We start from the raw sequence: 12,451 nt of genomic DNA, 5'->3' as shown, positions 1-12,451 counted from the left end.
CATGTGATTCCTCAAAATGGCGCAAACGCCGAGCTAAAGAAGCGGCCCAGCCACCCCATCTGGTTACTGTCTGCAAGGGCTCCACGACCGGCATAGGTGATGCGGGCATCGGCAATGCGCTGGGACGAGATACGGTTGCTCTGATCAATATCCTCAACCCGCACCATGCCGCCCAAGCGGATATACTCATCCCCCTGATTGAGGCGGATCCACTTTTCACCGCGGATCCCCAGCACACCATTGGGCATCACTTCTGCTACGGTCACGGTAATGGAACCTGCCAGGGTATTTTGCTGACTGGAGGTCGCTCCGCCATCAAAATCCCGATCCGCACTGAGGGCTGCCCCCCAGTCGGGGCGCAGTTTACCGCCAATAGAGGGGGCCGGCACATTCATGCTGCTGTTTTTGCTCATGCTGGTATTGGCTTTCTTGCTCGACTGGGTACGCTCTTCCAGCACCACGGTGAGAATGTCACCAACACGGTAAGCACGCCGATCCTGAAACAGGGTCATCATGTAGTTGCCCCGATAGAGGCCACCATCTTCGCCCTGCGCAGTCGCGGTCACCTTGGGACGGGATGGCGCCCATTTCTCGTCACCCGGCTCGGGTGCCTGCAGCTCATAGGTGGCACAGCCGCCCAGCAACAATACCAACCAGATATAACGCAGCATCGACTTCATCATTACAGTGCCTGAGTGACAAACTTGAGCATCTGGTCGGCAGAAGAGACCACCTTGGCATTCATCTCGTAAGCCCGCTGAGTCGTGATCATGTCGACCATCTCCTCGACCACGTTTACGTTGGAGCTCTCCAGCGCGAATTGCTTGACGGCCCCCATCGCCTCTTCACCCGGTACACCTTCAATGGGCTCACCGGATGCACCGGTTGCGCGGTATAGGTTGCCACCGAGCGCTTCCAGACCTGCCGGGTTGGCGAAGTTGGTCAGGGTGATGCGGCCCAGCTCGACACTCTCTTGCTGACCCGGCAAAGATGCACTGACGGTACCATCCGTACCAATGGAGATCTTGGTAGCGTTATCGGGGATCTGGATCTGCGGTACCATGGGCAAACCATCCGCGTTAACCAGTTGCCCCTCGGCATTGCGATGCCATTGACCATTGCGGGTATAGGCCGTCTCGCCATCCGGGCGTTCGACGCCGAAGAAACCGGCACCGACCACCGCCATATCCAGCTCCTGATTGGTATTCTGGAATTGGCCGGAGGTGAAGACCTTCTGGGTACCCACTACCCGCACACCATTACCCATCTGAATACCGATAGGCGCCAGATTCTGCTGATCCTGCTGAGCACCCGGCTGGCGCTGCACCTGATAGAAAAGATCTTCAAACGCTACTCGATCGCGCTTGAAACCGACCGTGTTCACGTTAGCCAGGTTGTTGGAGATACTGGACATCTTGGCATCTTGTGCCGACAGACCTGTTTTACTGACCCATAATGCTGCGTGCATTGTTATTCCACCTTATTCATCAAGCCTCATCCACTGGGGTGTGGCAAGGCATCGGGTATCTGCCCGATGCCGTCAAAATCAACCCTGACCGGAAATCAATTTGGCTCCCTGACGAGCCTGATCATCCGCTGCTTTCATCAACTTGACCTGCAGTTCGAAGTTGCGGGTCAATGACATGCTGCTCACCAATTCATCCACGGCATTGACGTTGGCCCCTTCCAGAAAACCGGATGCCATCACCACCTGGTCACTGACCTCTGCATCCTCTCCCTGACGCATCCGGAACAGACCGTCATGACCTTTGACCAATTCGGCTGGCTCTGGATTGACCAGTTTCAGACGCCCCACATCGAGCCGGGCGCCGCCCCCCGGAGGAGTGATACTCAGAGTGCCATCCTTGCCGAAACTGATGTCACGATAAGCGGGCAGCACCAGCTCGCCACCTTCCCCCAGTACCGGCCGACCATTGAGGGTCAACAGCCCGTCAGCATCCGCTTCCAGGTTACCAGCACGGGTATAGGCCTCTTTGCCATCCTCAGTCTGTACGGCAAGAAAGCCTTCGCCACGAATCGCCACATCCAGCTTGCGACCGGTCTGCATCAGAGGGCCAGCCTTGAAATTGGTGCCCGCCATCTCCTCCTTGGCCATCACCCGACTCTGGTAACCATCGCCAGTCAGGGCATAAGCCGAAACCCGCGCAAAATCAGCCCGAAAGCCGGCGGTGTTGACGTTGGCCAGATTATTTGCACGGATCTGCTGAGCCATCAGGGTATGTTGTGCCCCGGACATGGCTGTGTAGATAAGCTTTTCCACGGATTACCCTTAGAAGGAGTTGAACAGGATCTGGCTCATCTTGTCAGCCGAACTGATGGTCTTGGCGTTGGCCTGATAGTTACGCTGAGAAGTCATCAGGCTTACCAGTTCACCGGTCAGATCAACGTTGGAGCTCTCATAAGCCCCGGCGGTAAGCTTGCCCATGGTGCCGGTTCCCGGTGCCCCCAGTACAGGCTGCCCTGAGCTGAAAGATTGCTGCCAAGAGGTATTATTGGTCTGCAGCAGGCCATTGGGATTGGTGAAGTTCGCCATCACCACCTGCCCCTGCAACAGGCGCTGACCGTTGGTAAAGGTGGCGTAGACACCGCCGTCCCCATCCACACGCACCTCCGTCAAATCCCCAGCGGTATAACCATTGGACTGGTTGCGGGTGGCATTAAAGTCAGAGGCATACTGGCTGACTCGGCTCATGTCCAATTGCAATTCAATCGGCGAGGCACCCGCAGGCTTCAGGGCCAAGGAGGGAGGAATGGTGGAAGCACCAGTATCCAACTTGCCATTGGGATCAAAAATCATTTTGGCACCGGCAGCAGGCGTCACATCTGCTCCATTAAAGCTGTAATGAACATCCCAGGCATTGGTCCCTTTTTTCACAAAATACTGGGTGACGGTATGTTCAGTTCCCAGCGAATCATAAACCTTGCTGGACTGTGAATAGCTGAAGGTATTCGACTTGTTTGGATCAAATTTAGGGTCAGCCGGGATGATACTGGCATCGGCTTTCAGGTTAGCCACAAACTCCAGTTTGTCGGATGGCTTGGCAGGCAGGCTGCCCGCCTTGACCTGGATATCACCAACCACACCAGATTGCAGCTTGCCCGCGTCATCAGTGGTATAACCTTGCAACCGCGTACCGCCTGCAGTGGTCAGGTAGTTGGCATTATCACGCTGGAACATACCGGCACGGGTATAGGACGTCTGGCCGCTGCCATCTTTCAGCACGAAGAAACCACTGCCAGAAATCGCCAGGTCCAGCCCGCGACCGGTACGAGTCATATCACCATTGCGGTCAAAATTCTGGGAGACGTTGTTCATCTCGACACCGCCAGCCTGACCACCACCGTAAATTGCCGCAAATTCGGCACGGCTGGATTTGAAGCCCGCGGTACTGGCATTGGCTACGTTGTTACTGATAATACTCAATTCCTGGTTTACGGCGCGCAGGCCGCTCAATCCGATACTGAAAGACACAGTGTCGCTCCTCTCTGATTACGCTGATTTGCCGAACTGGATTGCACTGAAGAGCGGGACATCGCCCACACCGGCAACCTGCAGCATGATTTCTCCCGTACCGGGCAAGGCAACACGCTCCACCTTGCTCGCCACATAATTTTTGGCCCCCACCAGGGTCTTGCCTGCCGAGGCCTTGACCTCAAAGCGGTACTCCCCGGCAGTAAGAGGGGGCAATTCATAATCCAGCCCACCCGCCTTGCTGTCACCCCAGCTCTTGCTCGCTACCAGCACGCCATGCTGGTCATATACCTTGAGATCCACCTGTTCCGCCGCACCTTGCAACTCGATCTGACCGCGGATCTTGTGCTCTTGCTGCTGCTTGAGGGTTTTGCTAGGCACCATGACCTCTTTGTCGACCAACGCGGTACTCTCTAACACCTGCTGGGTATCCATCTTGGTATTGCTCTGGAGCTGGAGCTTCTTCAGCCCTTCGACCCCTTCAACCATGCTGAACTGGGCAAGCTGAGCCACGTACTGGGCACCATCAAGCGGGTTGGTGGGATCCTGGTTCTGGATCTGCGCCACCATCATCTGCAGAAATTCATTGCGCAGTTGCATGCCACCATTTTGGCTGGCTTGCACATCCTGGGCAGCACCGCTGCCATTGCTGGCGATCTTGGGATCGGTATTGGTCTGTGTTGTACCGCGCGCCGTATCCAGGCTACTGATCTGTGGCAAACTCATGACTTAGACTCCCTGACCAAGACGCAACAGCCCCTGTTGCATGCTGTTAATGCGGTTGATCACCTCCACCGAGGTTTCAAAACCACGAGAGGAGCTCATCATGTCAGCCATCTCTTCCACCACGTTGACGTTGGAGTAGTAGACAAAACCATCCTGATCGGCCATCGGGTTGGTCGGCTCCAGCCGTTTCTCGACCTGACGGTCGGACTGCACGATACCCGCCACTTGCACCGACGCAGCCCCGAGGCCATCGGCATCCTGAATCTTCTGATAGAGAGTGGAAAAAACCGGCTTGATGGCACGAAACGCAGTATCTTCACTGGCGGCAGCGCTATCCACGTTGGCCAGGTTGGAGGCTACGGTATCCAGCCGCACGGTCTGGGCACGCATGGCACTGCCTGCGATGTCATAAATCTTGTTGAACGACATGGTTAACGGCCCTCAATCGCCTTGGCGATACCGGTAATTTTCATATTGAGGAAGGTGAGGCTGGTCTGGAAATCGGTGGCATTGTTGGCAAACTTGCCCTGCTCCACGCCCAACTCAGCGGTATTACCATCCATGGAGACCTGATAAGGAATGCGATAGAGGGGGTGACGCATATCGTCACGCATGGCGCCCTGGCTGATGGCCTGACTCTCTTCACCAGCAGCAACTTGTTGGGCGACACGGCCCAGAATCGTCTTATAATCGACATCCCGAGCCAGATAGCCCGGTGTATCCACGTTGGCCAGATTCCCCGCCAAAATCCGCGCCCGCTCAGCCCTGACATCGAGGGCATAAGGGTGTACGCCGAGGGCGCTGTCAAATGAGATACTCATGCTTCATCCTTTATCGTTCACTCAGACCGGTGTTTTCCTTATCAAGACTCATGCCAATCATGAAAAGACCTGATATCAAGCGGTTAGCGCACCTCATTAACCTCAATACAGCGAGAAATGAGGAAGTACGACTTCCCGTGTGGAAATTGGCCGGTGTGCTTTGGTTGCTATCAGGCGCGCCAGCCCATGGCACGCCGCAAGCACAAAGCGACATGCTTGAGCAGTTGCTTGAACAGGATGCCCGTAAAAGTCTTGAGGACTACATCACCCAGCAGGGATGGCCTGTAACCACAGGAGAATTTCGAGTCTGGCTTGCCCCTTCCGTCGAGCACCTCCCTCCATGCCCCTCACATTCACTCTCGTTACAAGCAGGTGGCCAATATCGGCAGCCATGGGGACGGCGCCCCTATCTCATCGAGTGCACCGACCCCGCCTGGCAGGTGCGCGGGCGGGTAGAGGTCTCGTTACTGTTGCCGGTCTGGGTTGCTGCACGGGATATCGCAAAAGGTCAGGCCATCAGTACCAGCGACCTGGTGGAGAAAGAGTTGGATGTCAGCCGCATACAGCGCGGGTTCACCCCGAGTAATCACTCCCTGCTGGGCCATAAAAGCAACCGGCATCTGAGAAGCGGGCAACTCATCGGTGAGCTGGACTTACAAAAACGTTGGGCGGTCAAACAGGGGGAAGGGGTACTAATTCGTGCAGGGAAAGGTGAGTTCTCCGCCACAACCAGAGGGGAGGCCCTCGATAATGGCGGAATAGGCGAGGGGATCAGAGTGAAAAATCTTAGCTCTGGCAAGCAGATACAGGCATGGGTGACTGATATAGGGGAAGTTGAAACCCGTTTTTGAACCAAGATCGCAATTTGATTCAAGTTCGACAAGCCTTGGGTCGCTTGTCATAAACAGACCATCAGGAATTTATGTTATGAAAATTACCCGTACTGACTCGCTCTATATTCAAAATCAGCCTGGCCGCAAACCGGATGTAACGACCAAACCGGAAACCAGGTCTGCACAGTCATCCGAAGCACGGATCAGCAGCACAGCACAGTCAGTAGCCAACGCCCGCAGCCAGCTGGCCACCACATCCGACGTCGACATGGACAAGGTCAACGAGATCCGCAAAGCCATCAGTGAAGGCAAGCTGGAGATCGATCTGGATGCGCTGGGTCAGGCCATTCTGGATATGCATCGCCGATGAGCGTAGATACCAAGGCCACCGTCAAGGCATTGATCCTCGGGATCCAGCAGGATTACGGCCATTATACCGAACTCACCGCCCTGTTGCTGCGCCAACATGCACTGCTGGCAAGCCATGATGTCGATGGCCTGCAAGTCCATAACGAGCAGCAGACAGCGCTGATGGCCAAGGTGACACAACAGGCAAAGTTACGCTGCCAGCAGCTACAGACATTGGGCCTCAAACCCGATGAGAAGGGGATGGCCACCCTGATAGCCAAGCTGCCACTTCCCCTGCGCACCACGGTAGCCAATCAATGGCAACAACTTGAACAGCTGCTGCACCAGTGTCTGTGCCAGAATGATCTCAATGGCCGCCTGCTGGCAGGCCAGATGGAGACGATTCATTCACTGTTGGGACAAGAGTCAGGTTATCGCGACCCGGACAGCATTACGGATTAACCTTGGTCTTACTTTTTGCGGGTCAGATGACGCAAACTCGCCAGCTCATCCAGCTGCAGTTGATCCCGCCTCTCCTGCTGCTGGCGAGCAACATCATCACGTCGTGCCAGCAATAGCTCCAGCCCCTTGACCCGCCCGAACTGCCGGACAAGTTCCACTTCGTGGCGCTCCAGATCCAGTCTGGCCAGCGCCGATTGCTGCACCTGATGGGAGAGCAAACGGCGCAACTGGCCATCCATCTGTTGCTTGTTTTGCCATAGCAAAGGGTGAAACTTGTCGGAACCGGGTCGCAGCGAGGAGATCACTTCCTGCAATTTGTGTGCTCGCTGCTCTTCCCGCAACGCCAGCTCCCGCAAACGCTGACGCTCAGCACCAAGATTTTCCAGCTCTTCCTGTTGCAACCCCAGATAAGACTTCAGCATAACGAATCCTTATCCCTGCCCCAGCACCTGCTTGAGACCAACCATCACCTGCTCAAAGGCCATCTCTTCATGCAAGCCTTGCTGCAGAAATGCCGCAATCCCCGGATAACGCTGAACAGCTTCATCCATCTGCGGATCGGCCCCGGGTTGATAACCACCCAGTGGCAGCAGTTCACGCACCTGCTGATAGCGTCCCCACAGCTGGCGCAAGGTGACCGCCAGCTTTTGCCATTCGGCAGGTACGACTTGCGGCATAACCCGACTGACCGAGGCACCGATATCGATGGCGGGATAGTGGCCCTCTTCCGCAAGACGGCGGGTCAGCACGATATGACCATCGAGAATGGCGCGCGCCGCATCGACCACCGGATCCTGCTGGTCATCCCCTTCCGCCAGCACTGTGTAGAACGCACTCAGACTGCCATCCGGATGCGTGCCGTTACCGGCTCGCTCCACCAGCTGGGTCAGCATGCTGAATACCGAGGGTGGATACCCCCTGGTGGCAGGAGGTTCACCGATGGCCAGCGCAATTTCCCGCTGCGCCTGGGCATAGCGAGTCAGTGAATCCATCAGCAGCAGCACATCCTGCCCCTGCTCACGGAAATACTCGGCAATCCGGTGGCATAGCTGGGCCGCTCGCAGCCGCATCAGGGGAGATTGATCCGCTGGCGCCGCAATGACCACAGCGCGAGCCAGACCTTCCGCCCCCAGACTGTGTTCGATGAATTCGCGCACTTCACGGCCCCGCTCACCGATCAGTCCCACCACCACAATCTGGGCTGCGGTATTGCGGGTCATCATGCCCAGCAACATACTCTTGCCGACCCCCGAGCCGGCGAACAGCCCCAAACGTTGACCCTTGCCAACCGTCAGCAGGCCATTGATGGCACGGATACCGACATCCAGCGGTTCACGTACCGGGGTTCGCAATAGTGGATTGGGGGGAAGAGCAAACAGGGGGACACTGTCACCAACGTCGGGTAACGGCTGCCCGTCGAGGGGCTGCAGCAGTCCATCGAGTACCCGCCCCAGCAGATGACTACCAAGCCGAACAGTTTCTTCTCCATCGATCGGTTCGACCTGAGCCCCCGCGAAGAGGCCACTCATCGGCTGCAGCGGCATCAGGTAAGAGATATCCCGGTTAAAACCGACCACCTCGGCCAGCAAGGGGGCGCCACTTGCCGTGCTGACACGACAACGCTGCCCCATCACAAGTTGGCAGCCGACTACTTCCAGAGTCAAACCGGTCACTCGCACCAACCGGCCAAAACGACGAAACGCGGGCAGCTCATCCAGATTGTCCAGCGCACTGGTCAGTGCCTGCTGCAAGGCTTCATGCATCTTGCGGCACGTCCAGCGAGCTGTTGAGCTGTTCGATGCAGGTTGCCAGGCGGGAGCTGGTGCTTACCTCAACGACGGCAGCGCGCGTTTCGATACGGGCATCGCCTACCCCGAGCGCTGCATCAACTTGCAATGGCCACCCTTCACAGCGCGTCACCCCCTGCTCGGCGAGTCGCTGTCGGTCTCCCTCGTTGAGGTAGATCACCAGCTCTTCCGACTCACTCGGCAAGGTCGCAAGCGCCTGCTCGACCTGATTCATCACCTGCTGCGGATTGAGGGTGAACTCGGCCATGATGACCCGCTTGGCCACCTGCGCCACCAGCTGGGCAATCAGCTCTTTCTGCTCGGCCATCCGGGCCCGGCTCAGTGACTCCCACTGCTCTTGCAGCTTGGCAAACGGCACCATTGCCTGTTCGAAGGCAGCTCGCCCCTCCGAAAGGCCCTGAGCAAACCCGCGAGTTTGCCCTTGTTGCAAACCGGTGCTCTCGCCTTCCTGCAGGCCGCTGGTCAGCCCTTGCTGATAGCCGGCCTGATAACCTTCGTCATGACCTTGCTCCAGCCCCTGCTGATAGCCGAATTCAAACTGTTCTTGCTGACTCCGCGCCTCTTCCCCACTCTGACCGAGCGCAGGGAAACGATACAGACGGGTCGCCCCAGGCATCAATTTGCGCACATTGTGACTCATGAATGCCTCCTGTTAACTGACGGTGGGCTCTTCGAACAGCTGGAACTCGATCTCGCCCTGCTCCACCAACTCGCGAACCAGCTGCATGACCTCTTCCCTTGCCTGCTCGACCTTGCGCAAAGAGACACTGCCCTGGTTCTGGATCTGATCGTCCAGCGCCTGAGCCATCCGCTTCGGCATGGCACCCAACACCACTTTGCGGAAGCTGGTTTCGGTGTTCTTGAGAGCCAATGCCAGCAATTCGCTTGGCAGCTCCTGCACCAACCGTTGCAATGTGTCGTCGCTCTGACGGCGCAACGCCATGAAATCGAACATGTTCTTCTCGATCTCCAGCGCCATGTCACCATCGTGTTCGCGCAACAGGGAGAGCATCTGCTCCTTGTCACCCTGATAACGGTTGAGAATATCGGCTACCTGCCGCACCCCGTTTACCTTGGCACCGGATTGATCCGCCACGTAGGTGAGACAGCGATCCAGTGTCAGCCTGAGTTCGCCCAGCACATGTTCACTGACACTGCTGAGACTGGCGACGCGCACCAGCAAATCGTCATGCACCGAGCCGGGCAAGGCATCGAGCACGGCTGATGCGGTCTGGGGCGGCAGGAAGGCCAGCAGCACAGCCTGCATCTGGGGATGCTCGTTGCGGAAGAAACGGGCAAGCACATCGGCAGGTACCCACTGCAGACGCTGGATATCCTGGCTCATCACATCGCCGTACAGACTGTCGAGCAGACTGCGGGAGAGACGTTGGCCCAACGCCAGATCCAGCGTCTGCTCCAGATACTCCCGTGAGGCACTGCCAATACCGCTCTGCTCACGGTATTGATTGAAGAACTGTTGCAATGTCCATTTCGCTTCGATAGCACTGACGCCAGAGAGCGCTGCCATCTTGGAAATCAAACGCTGCACCTCGTCACGGGAGAGCTTCTGCATCACCTTGGCTGCTGACTCTGTCCCCATGCTCAGCAACAAGATGGCGGCCTTCTCAAGGTTGTCGATATCGATATCGACAGCACTCTGATTCAAGTTAACGCTGTTCATTGCCACTCACCCACGCTTTGAAAACCTCCGCCACGCGGGCGGTATCTTTTTCCACCAACAACTGCAAATGCTTGAGTTGCACTTCAAGTTCAGATCCCGGCTCTGGCAGTGAGTCCAAATCCAATGATGTGAATTGGGGTTCAATCTCATTGTCTGCATGGATCAAGCCACTGGACAATGTGACCGGAGGTTGAAGGTCATCACTGCGCATCGACAATCCGACGGAGGGCTCCAGACCTTCCTCAGTCTCACTCATTTCCATATCCGGCTGCTGCTGGGTACGAACCAGATGTTTCACCAGTGGACGAATACCGAAGAAGACCAGTGTCAGGCCAAGCAAACCGCCGACCAGATAACGCAGGGAGTCTTGCCAGTAAGGGGTTTCCCACCAACTGGATTCGGGCGCGGCTACTTGTACTGCACCATTGAAATCGAAGGCCTGCAGGCTGATCTGATCGCCACGCGTCTCATCGAAACCGACTGCACGCTCCACCATCTGACGGATCTGTGTCAGTTGCTCGGCACTCCAACCTCCTTCTGGTGCGATCTGCTGGTTAAGCAGAATGGAGACGTTAATTCGCTCCAGCCGCCCCTGCTGGTAACGGGTGTGCACTATGGTGCGACTGTTTTCGTACTGCTTGCTGATTTCCTGACGCTCGGTACGAGTGTCGTTCTGTTGTGTCGCGGTATTGGCATTTGCATTGCCTTTGTCAGCACCAGCCTTTTCATCTTTTGCCGCCGTTTCAGGCGGGCGGTTGGATAACGCCCCCGGGATCCCCATCGCCAGCGCATCGATAGTCTTGTCGGACTTGTTGGACTCTTGAGTCACCACACCTTGCGGATCGAGCTGCTGCTGGGTCTCTTCGACGGCATTGAAGTTCACGTCTGCCGCGATCTGCACCTTGAAATTGGTGCTGCCCAAAATGGGATAGAGCATGTCATTGGCACGCTGACGGATATATTGTTCCAGCTTGCGCACATACTCCATCTGTTGCACGCTCTGCTTGCCAAACCCGACCTTGTCCCCCAGCTCAGCGCTGAGCAACTGGCCGGATTGATCAACCACGGTCACGGCACCAGGTTTCATCCCGGAAATACTGCCCGCCACCAGGTTGGCTATCGCCTCGACCTGACCCGCTTCGATGGATTGGCCCGGTTGCATATCGAGCATTACCGATGCACTCGGTTTCTCCTCATCGCGTCCAACGAATAGCGTGCGCTTCGGAATAGCCAGATGAACACGGGCACTGCGCACGGCATCGAGCGCTATGATGGTGCGGGCCAGCTCCCCTTCCAGGGCATGACGATAACGCGCCCCTTCCATAAATTCGCTGGTACCCAACCCGGTTACGTTGTCCAGCCCTTCCAGACCCGACGGCATGGCTGCACGCACCCCTCGCGCAGCAAGTGCCATCCGGACATGAGCCAGCTGATTTTCAGGAACCAGTACCTGACCGGTGCTCTTTTCCAGACGGAAAGGTACCTGCTCTTTCTCCAGCATCTCCATGATGTTGGCGGTATCGTATAGCTCCTGTTTGCCATACAGGGGCACATAGTTTTTGCTGGAGGTCCAAAGGATAACGACTATGGTACCGGCCACAATGGCAGCCAGCAGAGCAATAGTCAGGATCGATTTATTGTCACGGGAGAGAGTACGCCAATTGCGTAGCCCCTCTTGCAACCTGATTTTGAGCGAATCAGGGGCGACCCCCTGAGGGGATGTTACCAGTTCAGTCATCTGTTACCTCAGAGCGGCATGCGCATAATGTCGTCAAAACCGGTCATCAGCTTGTTGCGAACCTGCATCAAGGCTGAAAAACTCAAGCCGGCTTTTTGACTCGCCACCATGGCTCCCACCAGATCATCGCTCTGTCCCGCATCGACCGATGCCATCAATTTTGAGGCAATATTTTGCTGTTCATTGACACGCCCGACTACGTCGTGCATAGCCTCTGAAAACGATGCTCCCGATACATCACTATTGGATTCGATGGACGGTGTCTGACTGGCGACACGCTGCATCTCCTGCATCTGTTGCAGGAGTGTCACCTGCGATGACATCATTTGAATCTTCACTATTTATCCCTCTGCTTGAATCTGCTGTTCAATATCAATGCCTTGCTCACGCATCGCCGCAAGCTTGTAGCGCAGTGCCCGGGTTGTCATGCCCAGTGCATCGGCTGTGCGGGTACGATGGCCACGAAAGCGGCGCAAGGTCTCTAATACAAATTGGAACTCGGCATGCCGCCGGGTTTCACTCAACCCCTCGGGAGCATGCC

The 12,451-nt window shown here is 56.5% G+C and carries 17 protein-coding genes; 3 read left to right on the top strand and 14 right to left on the bottom strand.

Going from position 1 to position 12,451, the window contains the following annotated elements; all coding sequences use genetic code 11:
- Nucleotides 1-11: 11 nt before the first annotated feature.
- From flgH to lfgB, 7 genes are all read right to left on the bottom strand, one after another.
- Nucleotides 12-683 (bottom strand): flagellar basal body L-ring protein FlgH, encoded by a 672-nt coding sequence (gene flgH, locus AACS18_RS12755; protein WP_040068881.1) that lies wholly within the window; start codon nucleotides 681-683, stop codon nucleotides 12-14.
- Nucleotides 683-1,468 (bottom strand): lateral flagellar basal-body rod protein LfgG, encoded by a 786-nt coding sequence (lfgG, locus tag AACS18_RS12750; RefSeq protein ID WP_040068879.1) that lies wholly within the window; start codon nucleotides 1,466-1,468, stop codon nucleotides 683-685. Before lfgG ends, flgH begins: the two co-directional genes overlap by 1 nt.
- A gap of 78 nt (nucleotides 1,469-1,546) precedes the next feature.
- Complete coding sequence (gene lfgF, locus AACS18_RS12745) at nucleotides 1,547-2,281, bottom strand: lateral flagellar basal-body rod protein LfgF (RefSeq protein ID WP_108614347.1); 735 nt, start codon at nucleotides 2,279-2,281, stop codon at nucleotides 1,547-1,549.
- 9 nt (nucleotides 2,282-2,290) lie between these two features.
- On the bottom strand, nucleotides 2,291-3,493 hold the full coding sequence (gene flgEL / locus AACS18_RS12740) for a lateral flagellar hook protein FlgEL (protein ID WP_108614346.1): 1,203 nt from the start codon (nucleotides 3,491-3,493) through the stop codon (nucleotides 2,291-2,293).
- Nucleotides 3,494-3,511: 18 nt separating this feature from the next.
- Complete coding sequence (locus tag AACS18_RS12735) at nucleotides 3,512-4,219, bottom strand: flagellar hook assembly protein FlgD (RefSeq protein WP_108614345.1); 708 nt, start codon at nucleotides 4,217-4,219, stop codon at nucleotides 3,512-3,514.
- A 3-nt stretch (nucleotides 4,220-4,222) separates the two neighbouring features.
- Nucleotides 4,223-4,648 (bottom strand): lateral flagellar basal body rod protein FlgCL, encoded by a 426-nt coding sequence (gene flgCL, locus AACS18_RS12730; RefSeq protein WP_108614344.1) that lies wholly within the window; start codon nucleotides 4,646-4,648, stop codon nucleotides 4,223-4,225.
- Between the two features lie 2 nt (nucleotides 4,649-4,650).
- Nucleotides 4,651-5,040 carry a lateral flagellar basal body rod protein LfgB gene (gene lfgB, locus AACS18_RS12725; protein WP_019444816.1) on the bottom strand — a complete coding sequence of 130 codons (390 nt, stop codon included), beginning with the start codon at nucleotides 5,038-5,040 and terminating at the stop codon, nucleotides 4,651-4,653.
- On the opposite strand from lfgB, the gene flgA reads away from it, so the two are divergent.
- From flgA to AACS18_RS12710, 3 genes are all read left to right on the top strand, one after another.
- A complete protein-coding gene (gene flgA / locus AACS18_RS12720) occupies nucleotides 5,028-5,891 on the top strand; it encodes a flagellar basal body P-ring formation chaperone FlgA (RefSeq protein WP_339373256.1) in 864 nt (287 codons plus the stop codon). The two genes, lfgB and flgA, sit on opposite strands and share 13 nt — an antisense overlap.
- A 76-nt stretch (nucleotides 5,892-5,967) precedes the next feature.
- Nucleotides 5,968-6,243 carry a flagellar biosynthesis anti-sigma factor FlgM gene (gene flgM / locus AACS18_RS12715; protein WP_005336222.1) on the top strand — a complete coding sequence of 92 codons (276 nt, stop codon included), beginning with the start codon at nucleotides 5,968-5,970 and terminating at the stop codon, nucleotides 6,241-6,243.
- Nucleotides 6,240-6,683, top strand: coding sequence for a flagellar protein FlgN (locus tag AACS18_RS12710; protein ID WP_108614342.1), 444 nt, complete (start codon nucleotides 6,240-6,242; stop codon nucleotides 6,681-6,683). Before flgM ends, AACS18_RS12710 begins: the two co-directional genes overlap by 4 nt.
- 8 nt (nucleotides 6,684-6,691) lie before the next feature.
- Here AACS18_RS12710 and lfiJ read toward each other — a convergent pair whose 3' ends face one another.
- The 7 genes from lfiJ to AACS18_RS12675 form a co-directional block, all read right to left on the bottom strand.
- On the bottom strand, nucleotides 6,692-7,105 hold the full coding sequence (gene lfiJ / locus AACS18_RS12705; RefSeq protein ID WP_108614341.1) for a lateral flagellar protein LfiJ: 414 nt from the start codon (nucleotides 7,103-7,105) through the stop codon (nucleotides 6,692-6,694).
- A 9-nt stretch (nucleotides 7,106-7,114) separates the two neighbouring features.
- A complete protein-coding gene (gene lfiI, locus AACS18_RS12700) occupies nucleotides 7,115-8,446 on the bottom strand; it encodes a lateral flagellar FliI-like assembly ATPase LfiI (protein ID WP_108614340.1) in 1,332 nt (443 codons plus the stop codon).
- Nucleotides 8,439-9,131 carry a lateral flagellar assembly protein FliH gene (lfiH, locus tag AACS18_RS12695; protein WP_005336232.1) on the bottom strand — a complete coding sequence of 231 codons (693 nt, stop codon included), beginning with the start codon at nucleotides 9,129-9,131 and terminating at the stop codon, nucleotides 8,439-8,441. The genes lfiI and lfiH overlap by 8 nt, the downstream gene beginning before the upstream one ends.
- A 12-nt stretch (nucleotides 9,132-9,143) precedes the next feature.
- The gene (gene fliGL / locus AACS18_RS12690; protein ID WP_100646891.1) at nucleotides 9,144-10,172 is read right to left on the bottom strand and encodes a lateral flagellar motor switch protein FliGL; all 1,029 of its coding nucleotides are present in this window, start codon (nucleotides 10,170-10,172) and stop codon (nucleotides 9,144-9,146) included.
- Nucleotides 10,159-11,901 carry a lateral flagellar M-ring protein FliFL gene (gene fliFL, locus AACS18_RS12685; RefSeq protein ID WP_181363444.1) on the bottom strand — a complete coding sequence of 581 codons (1,743 nt, stop codon included), beginning with the start codon at nucleotides 11,899-11,901 and terminating at the stop codon, nucleotides 10,159-10,161. Before fliFL ends, fliGL begins: the two co-directional genes overlap by 14 nt.
- 17 nt (nucleotides 11,902-11,918) lie before the next feature.
- Nucleotides 11,919-12,248: a lateral flagellar hook-basal body complex protein LfiE gene (gene lfiE, locus AACS18_RS12680; RefSeq protein WP_080764955.1), complete on the bottom strand. Its 330-nt coding sequence runs from the start codon at nucleotides 12,246-12,248 to the stop codon at nucleotides 11,919-11,921.
- Between the two features lie 3 nt (nucleotides 12,249-12,251).
- Nucleotides 12,252-12,451 (bottom strand): helix-turn-helix domain-containing protein (locus AACS18_RS12675; protein ID WP_308810827.1); only part of this gene is annotated, 200 nt, incomplete at its 5' end.

The sequence above is a fragment of the Aeromonas sp. HMWF015 genome, from assembly GCF_963878965.1.
GTDB classification, from domain to species: Bacteria; Pseudomonadota; Gammaproteobacteria; order Enterobacterales; family Aeromonadaceae; genus Aeromonas; species Aeromonas veronii.
This window is presented reverse-complemented; position numbering and strand designations above follow the sequence as displayed.

Coding starts and splice junctions, on each gene's coding strand:
- AACS18_RS12735 (WP_108614345.1), bottom strand. CDS start 4,219: ATGAGTTTGCCACAGATCAGTAGCCTGGATACGGCGCGCGGTACAACA.
- flgM (WP_005336222.1), top strand. CDS start 5,968: ATGAAAATTACCCGTACTGACTCGCTCTATATTCAAAATCAGCCTGGC.
- AACS18_RS12710 (WP_108614342.1), top strand. CDS start 6,240: ATGAGCGTAGATACCAAGGCCACCGTCAAGGCATTGATCCTCGGGATC.
- lfgB (WP_019444816.1), bottom strand. CDS start 5,040: ATGAGTATCTCATTTGACAGCGCCCTCGGCGTACACCCTTATGCCCTC.
- lfiI (WP_108614340.1), bottom strand. CDS start 8,446: ATGCATGAAGCCTTGCAGCAGGCACTGACCAGTGCGCTGGACAATCTG.
- flgCL (WP_108614344.1), bottom strand. CDS start 4,648: ATGTCGTTCAACAAGATTTATGACATCGCAGGCAGTGCCATGCGTGCC.
- lfiH (WP_005336232.1), bottom strand. CDS start 9,131: ATGAGTCACAATGTGCGCAAATTGATGCCTGGGGCGACCCGTCTGTAT.
- fliGL (WP_100646891.1), bottom strand. CDS start 10,172: ATGAACAGCGTTAACTTGAATCAGAGTGCTGTCGATATCGATATCGAC.
- lfgG (WP_040068879.1), bottom strand. CDS start 1,468: ATGCACGCAGCATTATGGGTCAGTAAAACAGGTCTGTCGGCACAAGAT.
- lfiJ (WP_108614341.1), bottom strand. CDS start 7,105: ATGCTGAAGTCTTATCTGGGGTTGCAACAGGAAGAGCTGGAAAATCTT.
- flgH (WP_040068881.1), bottom strand. CDS start 683: ATGATGAAGTCGATGCTGCGTTATATCTGGTTGGTATTGTTGCTGGGC.
- flgA (WP_339373256.1), top strand. CDS start 5,028: ATGAGATACTCATGCTTCATCCTTTATCGTTCACTCAGACCGGTGTTT.